Origin of the sequence: Kitasatospora sp. NBC_01539 (assembly GCF_045040525.1) — a bacterium.
GTDB lineage: Bacteria > Actinomycetota > Actinomycetes > Streptomycetales > Streptomycetaceae > Kitasatospora.
In genome coordinates, this window is sequence record NZ_CP109390.1 from 4,647,699 (window position 1) to 4,664,249 (window position 16,551).

Annotated in this window: 14 protein-coding genes; 7 read left to right on the plus strand and 7 right to left on the minus strand. The window is 74.8% G+C overall.

Translation table 11 applies throughout. From position 1 onward, the window contains the following. Window positions 1-100 precede the first annotated feature (100 nt). From OG335_RS20120 to OG335_RS20135, 4 genes are all read left to right on the plus strand, one after another. Complete coding sequence (locus tag OG335_RS20120) at window positions 101-2,869, plus strand: GH92 family glycosyl hydrolase (RefSeq protein WP_405012507.1); 2,769 nt, start codon at window positions 101-103, stop codon at window positions 2,867-2,869. A gap of 44 nt (window positions 2,870-2,913) precedes the next feature. Then, window positions 2,914-3,426 carry a DinB family protein gene (locus OG335_RS20125; RefSeq protein WP_405012508.1) on the plus strand — a complete coding sequence of 171 codons (513 nt, stop codon included), beginning with the start codon at window positions 2,914-2,916 and terminating at the stop codon, window positions 3,424-3,426. A 55-nt stretch (window positions 3,427-3,481) separates the two neighbouring features. Continuing rightward, a complete protein-coding gene (locus OG335_RS20130; RefSeq protein ID WP_405012509.1) occupies window positions 3,482-4,276 on the plus strand; it encodes a VOC family protein in 795 nt (264 codons plus the stop codon). A 184-nt stretch (window positions 4,277-4,460) separates the two neighbouring features. Beyond that, window positions 4,461-5,891: an NAD(P)/FAD-dependent oxidoreductase gene (locus tag OG335_RS20135; protein WP_405012510.1), complete on the plus strand. Its 1,431-nt coding sequence runs from the start codon at window positions 4,461-4,463 to the stop codon at window positions 5,889-5,891. A 147-nt stretch (window positions 5,892-6,038) separates the two neighbouring features. Here the strand turns inward: OG335_RS20135 and OG335_RS20140 are convergent, their stop codons facing one another. Beyond that, window positions 6,039-6,986, minus strand: coding sequence for a MerR family transcriptional regulator (locus OG335_RS20140; protein WP_405012511.1), 948 nt, complete (start codon window positions 6,984-6,986; stop codon window positions 6,039-6,041). Window positions 6,987-7,087: 101 nt separating this feature from the next. On the opposite strand from OG335_RS20140, the gene OG335_RS20145 reads away from it, so the two are divergent. Further along, the gene (locus OG335_RS20145; RefSeq protein ID WP_405012512.1) at window positions 7,088-8,590 is read left to right on the plus strand and encodes an alpha/beta hydrolase; all 1,503 of its coding nucleotides are present in this window, start codon (window positions 7,088-7,090) and stop codon (window positions 8,588-8,590) included. A 36-nt stretch (window positions 8,591-8,626) separates the two neighbouring features. Here the strand turns inward: OG335_RS20145 and OG335_RS20150 are convergent, their stop codons facing one another. Continuing rightward, window positions 8,627-9,109 (minus strand): carboxymuconolactone decarboxylase family protein, encoded by a 483-nt coding sequence (locus OG335_RS20150; protein ID WP_405012513.1) that lies wholly within the window; start codon window positions 9,107-9,109, stop codon window positions 8,627-8,629. 46 nt (window positions 9,110-9,155) lie between these two features. On the opposite strand from OG335_RS20150, the gene OG335_RS20155 reads away from it, so the two are divergent. Next, on the plus strand, window positions 9,156-10,592 hold the full coding sequence (locus OG335_RS20155) for a PLP-dependent aminotransferase family protein (RefSeq protein WP_405012514.1): 1,437 nt from the start codon (window positions 9,156-9,158) through the stop codon (window positions 10,590-10,592). A 136-nt stretch (window positions 10,593-10,728) separates the two neighbouring features. Here the strand turns inward: OG335_RS20155 and OG335_RS20160 are convergent, their stop codons facing one another. Both OG335_RS20160 and OG335_RS20165 read right to left on the minus strand, forming a co-directional pair. Then, on the minus strand, window positions 10,729-11,856 hold the full coding sequence (locus tag OG335_RS20160; protein ID WP_405012515.1) for an NADH:flavin oxidoreductase: 1,128 nt from the start codon (window positions 11,854-11,856) through the stop codon (window positions 10,729-10,731). A 180-nt stretch (window positions 11,857-12,036) separates the two neighbouring features. Then, window positions 12,037-13,053, minus strand: coding sequence for a helix-turn-helix transcriptional regulator (locus OG335_RS20165; RefSeq protein ID WP_405012516.1), 1,017 nt, complete (start codon window positions 13,051-13,053; stop codon window positions 12,037-12,039). A 95-nt stretch (window positions 13,054-13,148) separates the two neighbouring features. Between OG335_RS20165 and OG335_RS20170 the strand changes: the two genes are divergently transcribed. Continuing rightward, window positions 13,149-13,766 carry a DinB family protein gene (locus OG335_RS20170; RefSeq protein ID WP_405012517.1) on the plus strand — a complete coding sequence of 206 codons (618 nt, stop codon included), beginning with the start codon at window positions 13,149-13,151 and terminating at the stop codon, window positions 13,764-13,766. Between the two features lie 143 nt (window positions 13,767-13,909). On the opposite strand, the gene OG335_RS20175 is transcribed toward OG335_RS20170, so the two are convergent. From OG335_RS20175 to OG335_RS20185, 3 genes are all read right to left on the minus strand, one after another. Next, on the minus strand, window positions 13,910-15,058 hold the full coding sequence (locus OG335_RS20175) for a metallophosphoesterase (RefSeq protein WP_405012518.1): 1,149 nt from the start codon (window positions 15,056-15,058) through the stop codon (window positions 13,910-13,912). 566 nt (window positions 15,059-15,624) lie between these two features. Next, entirely contained in the window at window positions 15,625-15,957 is a 333-nt protein-coding gene (locus OG335_RS20180) for a helix-turn-helix domain-containing protein (RefSeq protein ID WP_405012519.1), read from the minus strand. After that, on the minus strand, window positions 15,954-16,340 hold the full coding sequence (locus OG335_RS20185) for a type II toxin-antitoxin system RelE/ParE family toxin (protein WP_405012520.1): 387 nt from the start codon (window positions 16,338-16,340) through the stop codon (window positions 15,954-15,956). The genes OG335_RS20180 and OG335_RS20185 overlap by 4 nt, the downstream gene beginning before the upstream one ends. Window positions 16,341-16,551: the final 211 nt, after the last annotated feature.

The following is a 16,551-nucleotide window of genomic DNA, read 5'->3' on the forward strand; positions in this document are numbered from 1 at the left end:
GCCGGTTTGCCCGCCCGCGCCCCCGCCGGGCCGCCCACCGCGGCGCCCGCCGCCGCGCGGTTCGCGCACCGCAGGCCCACGGCGGGTCCCAGGAGGCTCCGTGCACCGTTCCAGATCCCTCACGTCCGCACTCGTACCGGTCGCCGCCGCGGTCCTCGCCGTCGGCGTCCTCACCGCACCCGCCGGGGCGGCACCACCACCACCCGCCCGGGTGACCGTCGCCGACCCGGCGCAGTACGTCAACGCGTACGTCGGCACCCGGCAGGGCGAGCCGGACTTCGGCAACGGCGGCGGGGCCGGCAACACCTTCCCCGGCGCCTCGGCGCCGCTCGGCATGGTGCAGTGGAGTCCCGACACCGCCACCTACCAGCACGGCGGCTACTACTACGACGACCAGCGGATCAGCGGCTTCAGCCTCACCCACATCTCCGGTGCCGGCTGCGGCGACTACGGCACCACGCCGTTCATGCCGGTGCTCGACGGCCGCCCGACCGACCACACGGACTTCCGGCACGCCGACGAGACCATCGCCCCCGGCTCGTACGCCGTCGCCTTCGGCAACGGCCTGCGGACCGAACTCGCCGCCACCCAGCGCACCGGCATCGCCCGCTTCACGTACCCCGCGGGCCACACCGCCTCGCTGACCGTCGACGCGGGCAAGGCCTTCAACGACGCCACCGGCAGCATCAGCATCGGCGCAGACACCCTCTCCGGCTGGACCGAGAGCGGCGGCTTCTGCGGCACCGGCAACCGCTACCGCGTCTACTTCCACGCGCAGTTCGACCGGCCGTTCAGCAGCGCCGGGATCGTCCGCACCGGCGGCGCCGACGCGGGCACCGTCGACACCGCCCGCCGCACCGCCACCGGCGGCAGCGAGGGCGTGGCCCCGCAGGCCGCCCGCACCGCGCAGGACCACGGCACCGGCACCGGCGAGGACCAGCACCCCGCCCCCACCCGGGCCGCCTCCGGCGCCCAGGCCCTCGTCTCCTTCGACACCGGCACCGACCGCACCGTCACCGCCCGGGTCGGCGTCTCCTTCGTCAGCGCGGACGGCGCCCGCGCCAACCTCGCCGCCGAACAGGGCACCACCGCGTTCGACCCGCTCCGCGACGGCGCCCGCGCCACCTGGAACGACCTGCTCGGCAGGATCGCCGTCGACGGCGGCACCACCACGCAGCGCCGCATCCTCTACACCGCGCTCTACCACGCGCTGCTGCACCCCAGCGTGATCAGCGACACCGACGGCCGCTACCCGGGCTTCGACGGCGCGATCCGGACCGCCCGGCCCGGCCACGCGCAGTACGCCGACTACTCCGGCTGGGACGTCTACCGCTCGCAGGTGCAACTGCTGGCGCTGCTCGACCCCGCCCGGGCCGCCGACGTCGCGCAGTCCGTCGTCGACCAGGGCGCGAGCGCCGGCTACCTCGACCGGTGGACCCTCGCCAACGGCGGCACCGGCGTCATGGTCGGCGATCCCCTGCCGATCATCGCCGCGAGCATCCACGCCTTCGGCGGCACCGACTTCGACGCCGCGGGCCTGCTCCGCATCGCCACCGCGGGCAGCCGCGACCCCCGCCAGCGGCCCGGCCACGGCCCGTACGACACGATCGGCTACATCCCGTCCGACGCGTCCGGCATCTGGGGCTCCGCGGCGACCACCCTGGAGTACACCAGCGCCGACTTCGCCCTCGCGCAGCTCGCCGGCCGGATCGGCGACACCGCCGCCCACGACACCCTGATGCACCGCTCCGCGAACTGGCGCAACCTGCTCAACAGCGGCAGCGGCTACCTCCAGCCCCGCGGCACCGACCACGCCTGGCCCGACTTCCGGCCCGCCCAGCAGGACCACTTCGTCGAGGGCAGCGCCGCGCAGTACGCCTGGATGGTGCCCTACAACCACCGCGGACTCTTCGACGCGATGGGCGGAGACACCGCCGCCGTCGCCCGGCTCGACGGGTTCTTCGCCGAACTCAACGGCGGCCCCGACTCCGAACACGCCTACCTCGGCAACGAGCCCTCCGCCAACACCCCGTGGGCGTACGCCTACGCGGGCCGGCCGGACCGCACCCAGGACACCGTGCGGCGCGCCCTCACCGAGCTCTTCGCCGACGCCCCCGACGGCGAGCCCGGCAACGACGACCTCGGACAGATGTCCTCCTGGGTGGTGTGGGCGGCGCTCGGCATGTACCCGCAGGCGCCGGGACGATCCGAACTCGTGCTCGCCAGCCCGCTGTTCCCCGGCGTGACGGTGCGCCGAGGCAACGGAGCCGTGATCGAGGTGACCGCACCCGGCGCCTCCGAGCAGGCCCGGTACGTGCACGCCCTCGCCGTGGACGGCGCCGCCACCGGACGCCCCTGGCTGAGCGAGGAGTTCGTACGCCGCGGCGGCACCCTGGCCTTCACCCTCTCCGACGCGCCCGACCCCGCCTGGGGGCGCGCCCCGGAGGACGCGCCGCCCTCCTTCGACGTCGGCCCGGCCCGCCCGGCCACCGGCCCGGTCGTCGGCCCCGACGCCAAGTGCATGGCATCCGGGGGGAGTCAGGCGGTGAACGGCGCCGCCGCGCAGCTCGCCACGTGCGACGGAACGGCCGCCCAGCAGTGGACCACCGCTTCCGACGGCAGCATCCGGGCCCTCGGCAGGTGCCTCGACGTCGACGGGAGTTCGGTCTTCAACGGGGCGGCCGTCCAGCTGTGGGACTGCAACGGCACCGGCGCCCAGCAGTGGTGGCCGCGCGCCGACGGCTCGCTCCTCAACCCGCCGTCCGGCCGCTGCCTCGACCTGCCCGGCAGCGACACCGCCGACGGCAGCCGCCTGCAGCTGTGGGACTGCAACGGGACCGGCGCCCAGCGCTGGACCGTCCCGGTGTGACCCCGTCCCCGTACGACCGCCGCCACCCGGCCAGGAGGAGGATCATGAACACCCCGCCCGCCGCCGCCCTCCCGCGCGAGCGCGCCGACCTGCTGGAGACGCTCGGCAAGCACCGCGGGTTCCTGCGGTACACCGTCCGTGAACTCACCGACGAGCAGGCCGTGCAGCGCACCACCGCCAGCGCGCTGTGCCTCGGCGGGCTCGTCAAGCACGTCAGCGGCGTCGAGGCCCGCTGGATCCGCTTCGTGCTCGGCGGCGCCGACGCCATGCGGAGCGAACCCGTCGACTGGGAAGGCCAGTTCAGGATGGACGACGGCGAGACCCTGGCCGGCCTGCTGGCGGCCTACGAGGAGGTCGCGGCCCGCACCGACGAGCTCGTCGCCACCCTTCCCGACCTCGACGCGGCCCACCCGCTGCCCGAGGCGCCGTGGTTCGAGCCCGGCGCCACCTGGTCGGCCCGGCGCGTCCTGCTGCACATCATCGCCGAGACCGCCCAGCACGCCGGCCACGCCGACATCATCCGCGAATCCCTGGACGGGGCCAGGACAATGGGCTGACCCGGCCTGTGCTCCACCCCACCACCACCCCACCCTGCGAGAGGAAGCAGACACCATGGCAGTGCAGCCCGAAGGCACCCCCTGCTGGGCCGACGCGATGTTCACCGACCTGGAGGGCGCCAAGAACTTCTACGGCGCCGTCCTCGGCTGGACCTTCGGCGAGAGCTCCTCCGAGTACGGCAACTACACGCAGGCGTACAAGGACGGCAAGGCCGTCGCCGCCGTCGTGCCGCCGATGCCCGGCCAGGAGGCGCAGTCCGCCTGGTGCCTGTACTTCGCCTCCCCGGACGCCGCGGCCTCCGGGGAGAGGATCCGCGCGGCCGGCGGCGAGATCGTCATGGGCCCCATGCAGGTCGGTGACTTCGGCACCATGCTGATCGCCCGCGAGCCGGGCGGCGCGGCCTTCGGCATCTGGCAGGCCGACCGCCACGAGGGTTTCGAGAAGATCGGCGAGCCCGGCGGCTACGCCTGGGCCGAGCTCTGCACCCGCGACACCGCCGCCACCGACACCTTCCTCGCGGCCGCGTTCCCGTACCGGGCCCAGCAGATGGACGCCGGCGGCATGGACTACCGCGTCTACAACGTCGGCGCGGACCCGGTGCTCGGGCGGATGGAGATGGGCTCCGACTTCCCGTCCGGCCTGCCGCCGTTCATCAACGTGCACTTCGCCGTGGACGACTGCGACGCGGCCGTCGCCAGGGCCACCGAGCTCGGCGGCACCGTGCACTACGGCCCGATGGACAGCCCGTTCGGCCGCTTCGCCTCCCTCACCGACCCGCAGAACGCGGCCTTCGCGATCATCGACCTCGGCCGCACCGATGGCGAGATGCCCTCCTTCAAGGACGTCTGACCGTCCTCCCCCCGATCCCACCCGGCCCCGTCGGGGCACCCCCCACGGTGCCCCGCCGGGGCCGCGGTGCGCCCTCCCGCACCCGCGGCCGCGGGTCGTCAAGCCGATGGCAATCGGATGACAAGCCGCGCGGGGCACGCTTGTTCCGTCGACGCGAGTGCTCCGTCGACGGAAGGGGGACACCATGACAGGCAACGGCCCGCACGGACGCGGACACGCCGTCGTCGCCGGAGCGGGGATCGGCGGCCTGCTCGCCGCCCGGGTGCTCGCCGGGGTGTACGAGCGGGTCACCGTGATCGAGCGTGACGCGCTGCCCGACGACGCCGCACCGCGGCGCGGCGTACCGCAGAGCCACCACGCGCACGGCCTGCTCTCCAAGGGCTTCGAGGTCCTGGAGGACCTCTTCCCCGGTCTCGGCGACGACCTCGTCGCCCGTGGCGCCATCATCCGCGACGCCCAGAACGACGTGCGCTGGGTCAACGACGGCCACCCCCTGCTGCAGGCCGAATCCGGACTGCGCTGCCTGATGGTGAGCCGCCCCACCCTCGAACACCACCTCCGCACCCGGGTGGCGGCGCTGCCCGGTGTGGAGATCCACCAGCGGTGCGAGGTCGTCGAACCCCTCGCCGACGGCGCCACCGGACGGATCACCGGCGTCCGGCTGCTGCGCGTCAACGCCGAACCGGAGGAACTGCCCGCCGACCTCCTCGTCGACGCCACCGGCCGCGGCAACCGCGGCGCCACCTGGCTCCGCGCCCTCGGCTACGAACCCGCCCCGGAGGAGCGCGTCGACTCCGGCATCGCCTACGTCTCGCGCGAGTACCGGCGCCGTCCGGGCGACTCCGACGTCGACGCCTACGTCATCGGCGCCGAGGCGACCGCGCCGCGCGGCGGCGTCGCCCTCAGCGGGGAGGGCGACCGCTGGCTCGTCACCCTCTTCGGCATGAACGCCGACCTGCCGCCCGTCGACCCGGACGGCTACCACCGGTTCGCCGAACGGCTGCCCGTCCCCGACCTGCACCGGCTCCTGCAGCGGCTCGAACCGCTCGGCGCGCCCCGGATGATGCGCATCCCGGTCTCCATCCGGCGCCACTACGAACGGCTGACCCGCTTCCCCGAGGGCTACCTCGTCTTCGGCGACGCCCTCTGCCAGTTCAACCCCTCCTACGGGCAGGGCATGACCGTCGCCGCCTGCGAGGCCGCCGCGCTGCAGGCGTGCCTCGCGGAGGACCCCGGGGACGGACTCGCCCGGCGGTTCTTCCGCCGTGCCGCGCGCATCACCGACGTCCCGTGGGACATGTCCGTCGGCGGCGACCTGCGCTTCCCGTTCGTCGAGGGTCGCCGCACCCTCCGGGTGAGGCTGCTCAACCGCTACATCGGCCGCCTCCACCGTGCGGCCGCGGTCGACCCGGCCGTCGGACGCGCCTTCCTGAGCGTCGCCAACCTGCAGGTCCCGCCGCAGCGCCTCTTCGCCCCGGGCGTGCTCGGCAAGGTGCTGCGGCCCCGCGCCGCCCGCCCGGCCGTGGCGGCGCCGGTGGTGGCACCGGCCGGGGTGGCGGCCGATCCGGTGGCGGCCGAGCCTGCTCCGCGGTCCGTGCCGCGGGCGGCGGCCTGACGCGGACCGGTACGGCCCGGCGCGGACCGGTACGGCCCGGCGCGGACCGGTACGGCCCGGCGCGGACGGGTACGGCCCGGCGCGGACGGGTACGGCCCGGCGCCGCCGCCGTGGCGCACCGGCCGACGGTGCACGCGGTGCGCCGGGTCAGCGCGCGGCGGCCCTGACCTGGGTCTTCAGGGCGGCGTACAGCCAGGTGTGCGCGGAGCCCAGGGTCGGCTCCGCCGGGCCGGACGGCGGCGAGACGAGCTCCCCGGTGAGGTCCCAGTAGCGTTCGACGACCGGGTCCGCGGTCTGCGCGAGCATGCCCGCCAGCCCGCGGCGGAACGCCGGGGTGTCCCGCGCGCCCCGCGCCTGCGCGTGGGCGGCGACGAAGCAGTCCAGCGAGCCGCCCTCCTGCGGCGGCCGCTGCCCCCGCAGGTCGTCGGAGGCCAGCGCGTACGCCTCGCCGAGGCCCGCGTACAGGACCGCCGGGCGGAACCCGTCGTCCGGCATGCGGGACGCGGGACGGCACTCCTCCTTGCCGAACCGCACGCCGCCCACCAGGACGTGCAGCCGGGCGAAGGCCAGCACCTGGGCCGGGGTCGGGTCGGCGGGAGGCTGCGGGACGGCCGCCTCCAGGATCGCGGAGAGCAGCGGGGCCGGAAGCCGCACCGGGAGCGCCCGGCGCCAGAACCGGGCCAGCGCGTCCGAGCCGGGCGGCGTCGGGACGGCCCCGACCAGACGCAGCAGACCGGGCCGCTCCTCGGGTGCGGCGTCGCGGACCAGCTGCAGGGCGGCCTCCCGCCAGCGGAGCGCGGCGAGCTGCGAACCGACCTCCCGCAGCTGCCCGGCCACGGCGTCCTCCAGCGCACCGGCGGAGGACTCCCCGGCGGCGAGGATCCGGCCGATCTCCGGCACCGGCAGGTCGAGCGAGCGGAGCGAGCGGATCAGACGCAGCCGGTCGAGCGCCGGAGGGCCGTACCGGCGGTGCCCGCCGTAACTCCGGGCCGCCTCGGGCAGCAGGCCGCGGTCGGAGTAGAAACGGACGGTCTTGACGGTGACGCCCGCCTGGCCGGCGAGCTCCCCGATGCTCCACAGGTCGTCGGAGACCACGGCTTGAACCTCCCTCAGGGGGAGTTCCTACCGTACCCAGGAGCGCGGACGGGCTGCGAGGCCCGCACCGCGGAGCCGAGGTGTGCGAGGAGGAGACGGTCATGACGGCATTCGTCCTGGTGTCGGACGGCTACACCGGAGGCTGGGTCTGGCGGGACGTGGCGGCCCGCCTGCGGGAGTCGGGAGCCGAGGTGCACCCGGCCACGCTCACCGGGATGGGGGACCGCCGCCACCTGGCCGGGCCCGGCACCGACCTGGACACCCACATCGAGGACCTGGTGCAGCTCGTCGACCACGTCGACGCACCGGAGGTGGTGATCGTCGGCCACGGCTACGGCATCCACCCGGTGCTGGGCGCCGCCGACCGGCGTCCCGGGCGCATCGCCCGGATCGTCCACCTGGACGCCGGCCTGCCGCAGGACGGCGACACGGCCCTCGCCCTGGTGCCCGACCCGACCGTCCACGAGCGGCTGGCCCGGGACCGGGCGCCGGGCGATTCGTCCGTACCCCCGCCACCGGCCGACGGCTGGCACCGCACCGGCAGCACCGACGGCCTCACCGCGGACGCGCTGGACCGGCTGGCCCGCCTCGCCGCTCCCCAGCCCGCAGGCACCCTCACCCGGCCGCTCCGGCTCACCGGCGCAGCCGCCGCCCTGCCGACCAGCGGCGTGCTCTGCACCGCGGGCGGGATGAGCCTCGCCTTCGTCGAGGCGCTGGTGGCGTCCGGCCCGCCGCAGTACCGGGCGCTCGCCGACCCCCGGGTCGGGTTCTTCGAACTCCCCACCGGACACTGGCCGATGCTCTCCGCGCCGGACGAGCTCGCCGAGGTGCTGCTGCGCGCCGCGGCCGGCGGGGGACACCGGCTGACCGCGGCCGCGGACGAACGGCCCGCCCACCTGCGGCCGTTCCTCCTGGACACCCCCGAACGGCCGCGCGAGCGCACCGGCCGGGTCGACCTCCACCTGCCGGACGCCGACGGGCCGCGCCCCGCGGTGGTGTTCGTGCACGGCGGCCCCGTCCCCGCCGACGCACGGCCCACCCCGCGCGACTGGCCGACCCTCGTCGGCTACGCCCGGTACGCCGCCGGCCTCGGCGTGGTCGGCGCGACGGTCGACCACCGGCTGCACGCGCTCACCGACTACGCCCGCGCCGCCCGGGACGTCGCCGACGCGGTCGAACTCGTCCGTGCCGACCCGCGCGTCGACGGGCAGCGGATCGCGCTCTGGTTCCTCTCCGGCGGCGGCCTCCTGACCGCCGACTGGCTCTCGGCGCCCCCGCCGTGGCTGCGCTGCGTGGCGGCGACGTACCCGGTGCTCGCGCCGCTGCCGGGCTGGGGGATGGTGGAGCCCCGGTTCCGCCCGGTGGAGGCGGTCGCCGGCGCGCAGGGGCTGCCGATCGTGCTGACCCGCGTGGAACTGGAGCACGCCGAGATCGCGGCCACCGTCGAGGCGTTCCTCGCCGCGGCCGTGGACAGCCGTGCCGACGTGGAGGTCGTCGACGTGCCGCTGGGGCATCACGGCTTCGAGACGGTCGACCACACCGAGGCGGCGCGGCACGCGGTCGGGCAGGCCGTCCGCTCCGTGCTCGGGCACCTGAGGGCCTGAGCCCGAGTGAGGGGCCGATCGCCGTTCGGCGCCCGGTCAGTGCGCCGTGCGCTCGTCGGTGCCGGGCACCTTCGCCGTGCTCAGCGCGATGCGGTTCCAGGTGTTGATCGTGAAGATCAGGGCCAGCAGCCGGGCCAGCTCCTCCTCGGTGAACCGCGCCGCGGCCGGGCCGTAGACGGCGTCGGGCACGCCCGCCTGCCCCACGAGGGTGACCGCCTCGGTGAGCGCGAGCGCGGCCTGCTCCTGCTCGGTGAAGAAGTGCGCGGCGTCCTTCCAGACGGACACCATGTGCAGCCGCTCCTCGCTCTCACCGGCCTTGCGGGCGTCCGAGGTGTGCATGTGCAGGCAGTAGGCGCAGCCGTTGAGCTGGGACGCGCGGATCTGGACGAGCTCGACGAGGGCCGGGTCGAGACCCTCGCGGGCCGCGGCGTCGAACCCGATCAGGGCCCGGAACGCCTTCGGGGCGGCCTTGGCGAAGTTCAGGCGGGCGGTGGCTGTGGTGGCGCCGGTGTTCGTCATGACCACGAATCTAGGCCCGGAAAGACCCCCGGTAGAGTGCGCTTCCATGCCGGAATCATGGGTCAATTCGGCCGAGCGCATCGGCCTCGACCTCCACCTGGCCGTCGCCGGGCCGGGCAGCCGCCAGGCCGCCCTCACCCGGGCGCTGCGCGAGGCGGTGAGCGACGGCCGCCTCGCCCCCGGCACCCGACTGCCGCCCTACCGTTCGCTCGCCGCCGACCTCGGCATCGCCCGCAACACCGTCGCCTCCGCCTACGCCGAACTCGTCGCCGAGGGCCGGCTCACCGCCCGCCAGGGATCCGGCACCCGCGTCGCCGACCGGGCCGCCCCGCCGAAACCCGTCCGGGTGCCGGTCAAGGCGCCCGCCCGCAGGCCGGGGCCGCTGCACGACCTGCGGCAGGGACAGCCGGACGCCGCCTCCTTCCCCCGCACGGACTGGCTCGCCGCCGCCCGCCGAGCCGTCGGCTCCGCCCCCAACGACGCGTTCGGGCCCGGCGATCCGCAGGGCCGCATCGAACTCCGCCAAGCCCTCGCCGCGTACCTGGCACGGGTCCGCGGGGTGCGCACGACGCCCGACCGCATCGTCGTCTGCTCCGGATTCGCCCACGCCCTGAGGCTGTTGTTCGGCGGCACCGGGGGATCGGGCCGGGGCGTGCTGCGCGGCCCGCTGGCCGTCGAGGCGTACGGCCTCGGCTTCCACCGCGACCTGCTGGCGCAGGCCGGCGTCACCGGCGTGCCGCTGACCGTCGACGAACGCGGCGCCCGTACCGAGGAGTTGGCCGACCACCAGGCCGTCCGGGCCGCACTCCTCACCCCGGCGCACCAGTTCCCCACCGGCGGCCCCCTGCACTCCGACCGCCGTGCCGCCGCCGTCGACTGGGCCCGCACCCGGGGCGGCCTGCTCCTGGAGGACGACTACGACGGCGAGTTCCGCTACGACCGCGAACCCGTCGGCGCCGTCCAGGGGTTGGACGCCGAGCGGGTCGTCCACCTCGGATCGGTCAGCAAGAGCCTCTCGCCGGCGCTCCGCCTCGGCTGGATGGTCCTGCCCGAGCACCTCGTCGACCCCGTCCTGGCCGTCAAGGGCGAACGCGAAGCCTGGGCCGGCACCCTGGACCAGCTCACCCTGGCCGAACTCGTCACCTCCGGCCGGTACGACCGGCACGTCCGCCGGATGCGGCAGCGCTACCGCCACCGCCGCGACCGGCTCGTCGCCGCCCTCGCCGAGCACGCCCCGCACATCCGCGTCACCGGCATCGCCGCAGGCCTGCACGCCGTGCTGCGCCTCCCGGCCGGCACCGAGGCCGCGGCCCTCAAGGCCGCCGCCTGGCAGGGGCTCGCCCTCGACGGCCTCGGCGCCTTCCGGCACCCGCAGGCCGCCGGGCCGGCGCCCGACGGCCTCGTCGTGGGCTACGCCACCCCGCCCGACCACGCGTACGGCGCCGCCCTGGAGGCACTCTGCCGCGCCCTCCCGCCCGCGTGACCGCCCGGGCGGGGACGCGGGGGAGGGCCCCGACCGCCTCCCGCGGCCGGGTCTCCCCGGCCTGCCGCGTGTGCACCGGCCTGCCGCGTGCGCAGCCGGCGGCACCAGCGGTGCGCGGTGGCCGGGCCGGGTGCGCCTAGCTCAGGGTCCGCAGCGCGGCCGCGTCGTACGGCTTCAGCTCGTCGAGGCGGCCGCCCAGCACCTTCGCCGCCCACTCCGGGTCCTGCAGCAGGGCACGGCCCACCGCGACCATGTCGAACTCGTCGCGCTCCAGACGGTCGAGGAGGTTGTCGATGGCCCGGACGGGCGCGCCCTCGCCCATGAAACCGCGGATGAAGTCGCCGTCGAGGCCGACCGAGCCGACGGTGATGGTGGGCCGGTCCGTGAGCTTCCTGGTCCAGCCGGCGAGGTTCAGGTCGGAACCCTCGAACTCCGGCAGCCAGTAGCGGCGGGTGGAGGCGTGGAAGGCGTCGACGCCGGCCTCGGCGAGTGGCGTCAGGATCGCCGCCAGCTCCTCCGGTGTGTCGGCGAGGCGCGAGTCGTACGCCTCCTGCTTCCACTGCGAGTAGCGGAGGATCACCGGGAAGCCGGGCGAGACCACCGCGCGGACCGCGGCCACGATCTCGGCCGCGAACCTCGTGCGGGCCACCGGGTCGCCACCGTAGGCGTCGGTGCGGCGGTTCGTCCCGGCCCACAGGAACTGGTCGAGGAGGTAGCCGTGGGCGCCGTGCAGCTCCACCCCGTCGAAGCCGATGCGCTCGGCGGCCGCCGCGGCCTCGGCGAACGCGCCGATGACGTCGTCGAGGTCGCGCCGGGTCATCGCCCTGCCGGTGCCCTCGGTGCCGTCGACGCGGATGCCGGAGGGGCCGACGGCCGGGGCGTCGGCGAACGGCGGCTCGCCCTGCTTGCGCACCATGCCGATGTGCCACAGCTGCGGCACGATCGTGCCGCCCGCCGCGTGCACGGCCTCGGCGACCCGCGACCACCCCGCCAGCTGCTCCTCGCCGTGGAACCGCGGCACGCGGTCGCTCTGCCCGGCCGACTCGTGGCCGACGTACGTCCCCTCGGTGACGATCAGGCCCACGCCCGCGGCGGCGCGACGGGCGTAGTACGACCGCACGTCCTCACCGGGCACACCGCCGGGGGAGAACATGCGTGTCATCGGGGCCATCGCGATGCGGTTGGGCACGGTCAGGCCGTTCAGCGCGACGGGCCGGGACAGGAGAGCGGCCGCGCGGGAGGCGGGAGATGCAGTGACGGTCATGGGTGGTCCTCGCAGGTACGGACGATATGTGCACGTGCATTGAGTGCGTGAGTGCCAACCGTTCCGGCCGCCGTGGCATTTCGTCCACCCGGCGAACCGTCCTGTGATCCCGGACACGCGCCCGCGGGCGGACGGCCCCGACGGCGGGGGCCCGCCCGCCGCGGGCGGCGACGCCCTCGACTACCCCCGGGCCTCCCGGGCCTCCCGGGCCTCCCGGGCCTCCCGGGCCTCCCGGACCTCCCGGGCCGCCCGGAGGAACCGGTCGCCCCACTCGCCGATCCGGTCGAGCAGCTCGGGCGGCCCGACGACGTGGAAGTCCGCACGGACCGAGCCGAGCGCCATCATCGGCCAGTCCAGGGAGTCTGCGGTCATCCGGACCCGGCAGCTCCCCGCGTCGACCTCCTCGACCGTGCTCCACCGGCCGATCCGCCCTCGCACGGTGGCGGCCGGGGCGTCCACCACGGCCTCCACCCGGTACGGCCGGGGCATGGTCGTGAGCCCGGCGCGCACGAAGGCGGCGGCATCGGCGGCAGGCAGGGCGCGCGATCCGAACCGTATGCCGACACCCTGCGGCACGGCGAGCCGGTCGAGCCGGAACGTGCGCCAGTCGTGCCGTCCGAGGTCGTACGCGACCAGGTACCAGCGGCGGCCGAGGCAGACCAGCCGGTGCGGTTCGACGTGCCGATCCGCGTGGCGCCCGTCGGCAGCCGTGTAGGAGAAGCGGAGCTGCTCGGCGTCCCGGCAGGCCAGCGCCACCACCGTCAGCTCGTCCGGATCGACCCCCGAGCCGGCCGACCCGCCCCAGTCGGTGCGCACGGTCATCGCCCGCAGCGCGTCGACCCGGCGCCGCAACCGCGGCGGCATCACCTGCACCACCTTGGCCAGCACCCGGACCGAGGCCTCCGCGATGCCCTCCACCGGGCCCTCCGCGGCGGCCTGCAGACCGACCGCGAGCGCCACCGCCTCCTCGTCGTCGATCACCAGCGGCGGAAGCACCGCGCCCGCGGCGAGCTGGTAGCCGCCGGCGACACCGCGCTGCGCCTCGACCGGGTAGCCCAGCTCGCGGAGCCGGTCGATGTCGCGGCGCAGGGTGCGGACCGAGACGCCCAGCCGGTCGGCCAGCTCGTCGCCCGGCCAGTACCGGTGCGTCTGGAGCAGGGAGAGCAGTCGCAGCGTGCGGTTGCTGGTGTTCGCCATGGCTCGATCATCCCGGGAATTCAGGCCGGAAAGTGACCGCTATGCCTCGTAGCGTGGACTTGTCCGACGGAGCAAGAACCACGAAGGCGGAGACCATGAGCGAGACCCTGACCGTCAACGAGTCGACCACCGACGCACCGAGCACCGACGCACAGACCGCCGACGCGCAGACGGCCGACGCGCCGAGCACCGACGCGCGGACGGCGACCGGCGAGCGCGCCGACCTGCTGGTGGCCCTGGCCAAGCAGCGCCACTTCCTCCGCTTCACCACCCGTGACCTCACCGACGAGCAGGCCGCGCTGCGGACCACCGCCAGCGCGCTCTGTCTGGGCGGCCTCGTCAAGCACGTCACCTCGGTGGAGCGGGCCTGGGCCGACTTCATCCTGGACGGCCCGTCGTCGATGCCGGACTTCGCCGCCATGACCGAGGAGGACTTCGCCCGTCGCGCCGACGAGTTCCGGCTGCTGCCCGGCGAGACGCTCGCCGGTGTACTGGCCGACTACGAGGAGGCCGCCCGCCGGACCGACGACCTGGTCACCGCCCTGCCCGACCTCGGCGCCACCCAGCCGCTGCCGAAGGCCCCGTGGTTCGAGGCCGGCGCGGAGTGGTCGGCCCGCCGCGTGCTGATGCACATCGTCGCCGAGACCGCCCAGCACGCCGGCCACGCCGACATCATCCGCGAGTCCCTGGACGGCGCCAAGAGCATGGGGTGAGCCCTGCCGCCTCCTGCGTGCCGGTCCGCCGGCGTGCCGGAACGCAGGTCCCGACCCGGGCGCCGGCCCGCGGTGGACGGCGTCGGCGTCCACCGCGTTCGTACGGTCCGCGGCGCTCGTACGGTCCGTGGCGGTCCGGCGCGCTACGCGGTTGCCGGCGTGGCGTCCGACCGCAGCGTGAGCACCGTGATCTCGCTCGGTGCGAAGACCCGGAAGGGCGGCCCCCAGAAGCCCGTGCCCCGGCTGGTGTAGAGCTGGGTCCGCTCCCCGTGCCGGCTCAGGCCGTGCACCACCGGCTGGTCGATCCGGACGAGGAAGTTGAACGGCCAGATCTGGCCGCCGTGGGTGTGCCCGGAGATCTGCAGGTCGATGCCGGCGGCAGCGGCCTGCGGGACGTACTTGGGCTGGTGGGCGACCAGCAGGACCGGGCTGGCCGGGTCGGCCCCCGCCAGCGCGCCGTTCAGGTTCGCGCGGTGTCCGGCCAGGCCGGAGGACTCCGCGGTCACGTCGTCCACGCCCGCGAGTACGAGGGCGTCGCCACCGCGCTCCACCACGACATGGCGGTTGTGCAGTGGTTCCCAGCCGAGTTCCGCCATGCGGTCCAGCCAGCCCTGGGCCTCCCCGGAGTACTCGTGGTTCCCCGTGACGTAGACCTTGACCAGCCGCGACCGGATCGTCCCGAGCGGCGCGGACTGCTCCCGGCGCTGGCCGGGGGTGCCGTCGGCGATGTCGCCGGCGTGGACCACGACGTCCGCGTCGAGCGCGTTGACCGCCTCGGCGACCCGCGCCGACCAAGCCGCCCGGTCGATCGGCCCGTAGTGGGTGTCGGCCAGCACGACGACACGGGTCCCGTCCAGGCCGCCGCCGAGCCGCGGGAGGTGGACGTCCAGCCGCTTCACCCGGGGCACGCGCATGGCCTCGACATGTCCCCAGGCCAGCAGTCCGACCGAGACCACGGCGACGGACACCGCGACGGTCCTGGCCCGGTCGGCGCCGCCGACGCCGAGCCCGATCAGCACGAGGTTCACCGAGCCGCCCAGCAACGACCAGGTGAAGAGCACCCAGATCATGCCGAGGCTGGTGTCCGCGACGCGCGCGGCCCGGTCGACCCGTCGCGGCCCGTGGCCCGCGACCATCAGGAAGGGGAAGGAGACCACCCAGGCGGCGAGGACGGCCGTACCGGCCAGGACGACCGGGAGCGGCCAGTCGGCACCGGAGGCGAACAACGTCCACCAGGGCGGGAGGCACAGGACCACGAGGACGAGGACGGCCACGGTCAGCCGCCGGCCCATGGACCGCCGACGCCCTGCCCTCCCACCCTGGGCCGCGGCGCCCGCGGTTGCAGCGCCCGGGGTCGCGGCACTCGGTGCAGGTACCGCCCCGGCCTCGGGCCCGGCGGTATCCACGGCGGTCTCCGACCCGGACCCGATCGATTCACTGTCTGTCACTGCGCGCCCCTCATCTCCGCTGCCTCCATCATCCGGCACGCGGTGGCCGCCGGAGCCGCCCGGGGCCCGGCCTTGCCGAACCTGCGCCACCGGCCGGCGGCCGTCAGGCCGGGGCCGAGGCCGTCCGAAAGGCCGTGGTGGGAGCGGGAACGCAGTGGGCGGCCCGCACGGCGCGGGCCGACGCCCAGCGGGACATGCTCAGGATTCCCCGCCCCGACAGCCTGTGGATCCTCCACCGCCTCACCCAATCTCTCGTGAGGGGTTGCCCCCCCAACACGCTTCCCAATTGTTCGTTCGGCTGTCCGGAAACGGCTGCAGGCGTCCTGACCTGCGATGGATTGGTTTTCGCGGCGGGGGTCGGACAGTCCCGAAGCCCGATGAATGAGACCGGAACTGGGACCAGGAGGGGCTCAGGCCGCGTGCGGTGTGAAGGCGACGGTGGAGGTGTCGCCGTCCAGGGCGATGTTCAGAGACGCGTCCAGCGCCTTGGCGAGGCGGGCCAGCAGTGGCAGCGTGGGGACGGTGCCGCCGAGCTCGAGTTTCGAGATCTGGGGCTGGGTCATGTTGGCGCGCTTGGCGAGTTCCGTCTGGGAGATGCCCAGTGCTGTCCGGCGGTCGTAGACCGCTTGTCCGAGGTCGAAGGCCATTCGGATTTCCGTGCGCATGGCTTCGACCTCGGGCGGTTCGTTCCGGCCTTCGGTGATCGCGCGTTCGCGGGCGAGCTTCCAGCGAGTGTGGTTCATCGGGCTTCTCCCTTCGTCATGGTGCGGCTGAACTCGTCGTGTGCGGTGTGCCGTTCGCTCTCGCAGGTCTTCCTGGCCTGTTTGGCGCGATCCACCTCGGCGTCCTCGCGCATCCTGGTCTTGCGGAAGACGGTCAGGAGCACGATTCTCCGGCCCGGTGCGAGCCAGTAGGTCAGGCGAATTGCCTGACTGTCGTGGCCGAGCATGAATCGCAGCTCGCGCAGGCCGTCGCCAAGGTGGCGAGCATACGGCTCGGAGAGGGTGGTGGGGGCGTCGAGCAGCCGCTCGGCGGCATGCTCCGCCTGGAGGTAGTCACGGTCGGACAGGTTGTCCAGCCAGTGCCGGACTTCCGGTTCGATCTCGATCTCCCATCCAGCATCCATACACTCGACTGTATAGATAGTCAAGTGTATGGGCAAGCGCCCGGCAGGGGGCGGGGCGATCAGGTCGGCCCGGAGGGGGAAGGTGCTGGCATCGGGGCGCGGAGACGACGAAGGCCCGGACCGCAGATGCTGTCCGGGCCATCGATCGAGGCGGAGGATGCGAGATTCGAAGTCGTGCAGGGCTGCCCTCAACACGCTTTCCAATTCTCCC

Coding starts and splice junctions, on each gene's coding strand:
- OG335_RS20185 (WP_405012520.1), bottom strand. CDS start 16,340: ATGGATGCTGGATGGGAGATCGAGATCGAACCGGAAGTCCGGCACTGG.
- OG335_RS20150 (WP_405012513.1), bottom strand. CDS start 9,109: ATGACGAACACCGGCGCCACCACAGCCACCGCCCGCCTGAACTTCGCC.
- OG335_RS20160 (WP_405012515.1), bottom strand. CDS start 11,856: ATGACCGTCACTGCATCTCCCGCCTCCCGCGCGGCCGCTCTCCTGTCC.
- OG335_RS20180 (WP_405012519.1), bottom strand. CDS start 15,957: ATGAACCACACTCGCTGGAAGCTCGCCCGCGAACGCGCGATCACCGAA.
- OG335_RS20165 (WP_405012516.1), bottom strand. CDS start 13,053: ATGGCGAACACCAGCAACCGCACGCTGCGACTGCTCTCCCTGCTCCAG.
- OG335_RS20130 (WP_405012509.1), top strand. CDS start 3,482: ATGGCAGTGCAGCCCGAAGGCACCCCCTGCTGGGCCGACGCGATGTTC.
- OG335_RS20170 (WP_405012517.1), top strand. CDS start 13,149: ATGAGCGAGACCCTGACCGTCAACGAGTCGACCACCGACGCACCGAGC.
- OG335_RS20145 (WP_405012512.1), top strand. CDS start 7,088: ATGACGGCATTCGTCCTGGTGTCGGACGGCTACACCGGAGGCTGGGTC.
- OG335_RS20155 (WP_405012514.1), top strand. CDS start 9,156: ATGCCGGAATCATGGGTCAATTCGGCCGAGCGCATCGGCCTCGACCTC.
- OG335_RS20175 (WP_405012518.1), bottom strand. CDS start 15,058: ATGGGCCGGCGGCTGACCGTGGCCGTCCTCGTCCTCGTGGTCCTGTGC.
- OG335_RS20135 (WP_405012510.1), top strand. CDS start 4,461: ATGACAGGCAACGGCCCGCACGGACGCGGACACGCCGTCGTCGCCGGA.
- OG335_RS20125 (WP_405012508.1), top strand. CDS start 2,914: ATGAACACCCCGCCCGCCGCCGCCCTCCCGCGCGAGCGCGCCGACCTG.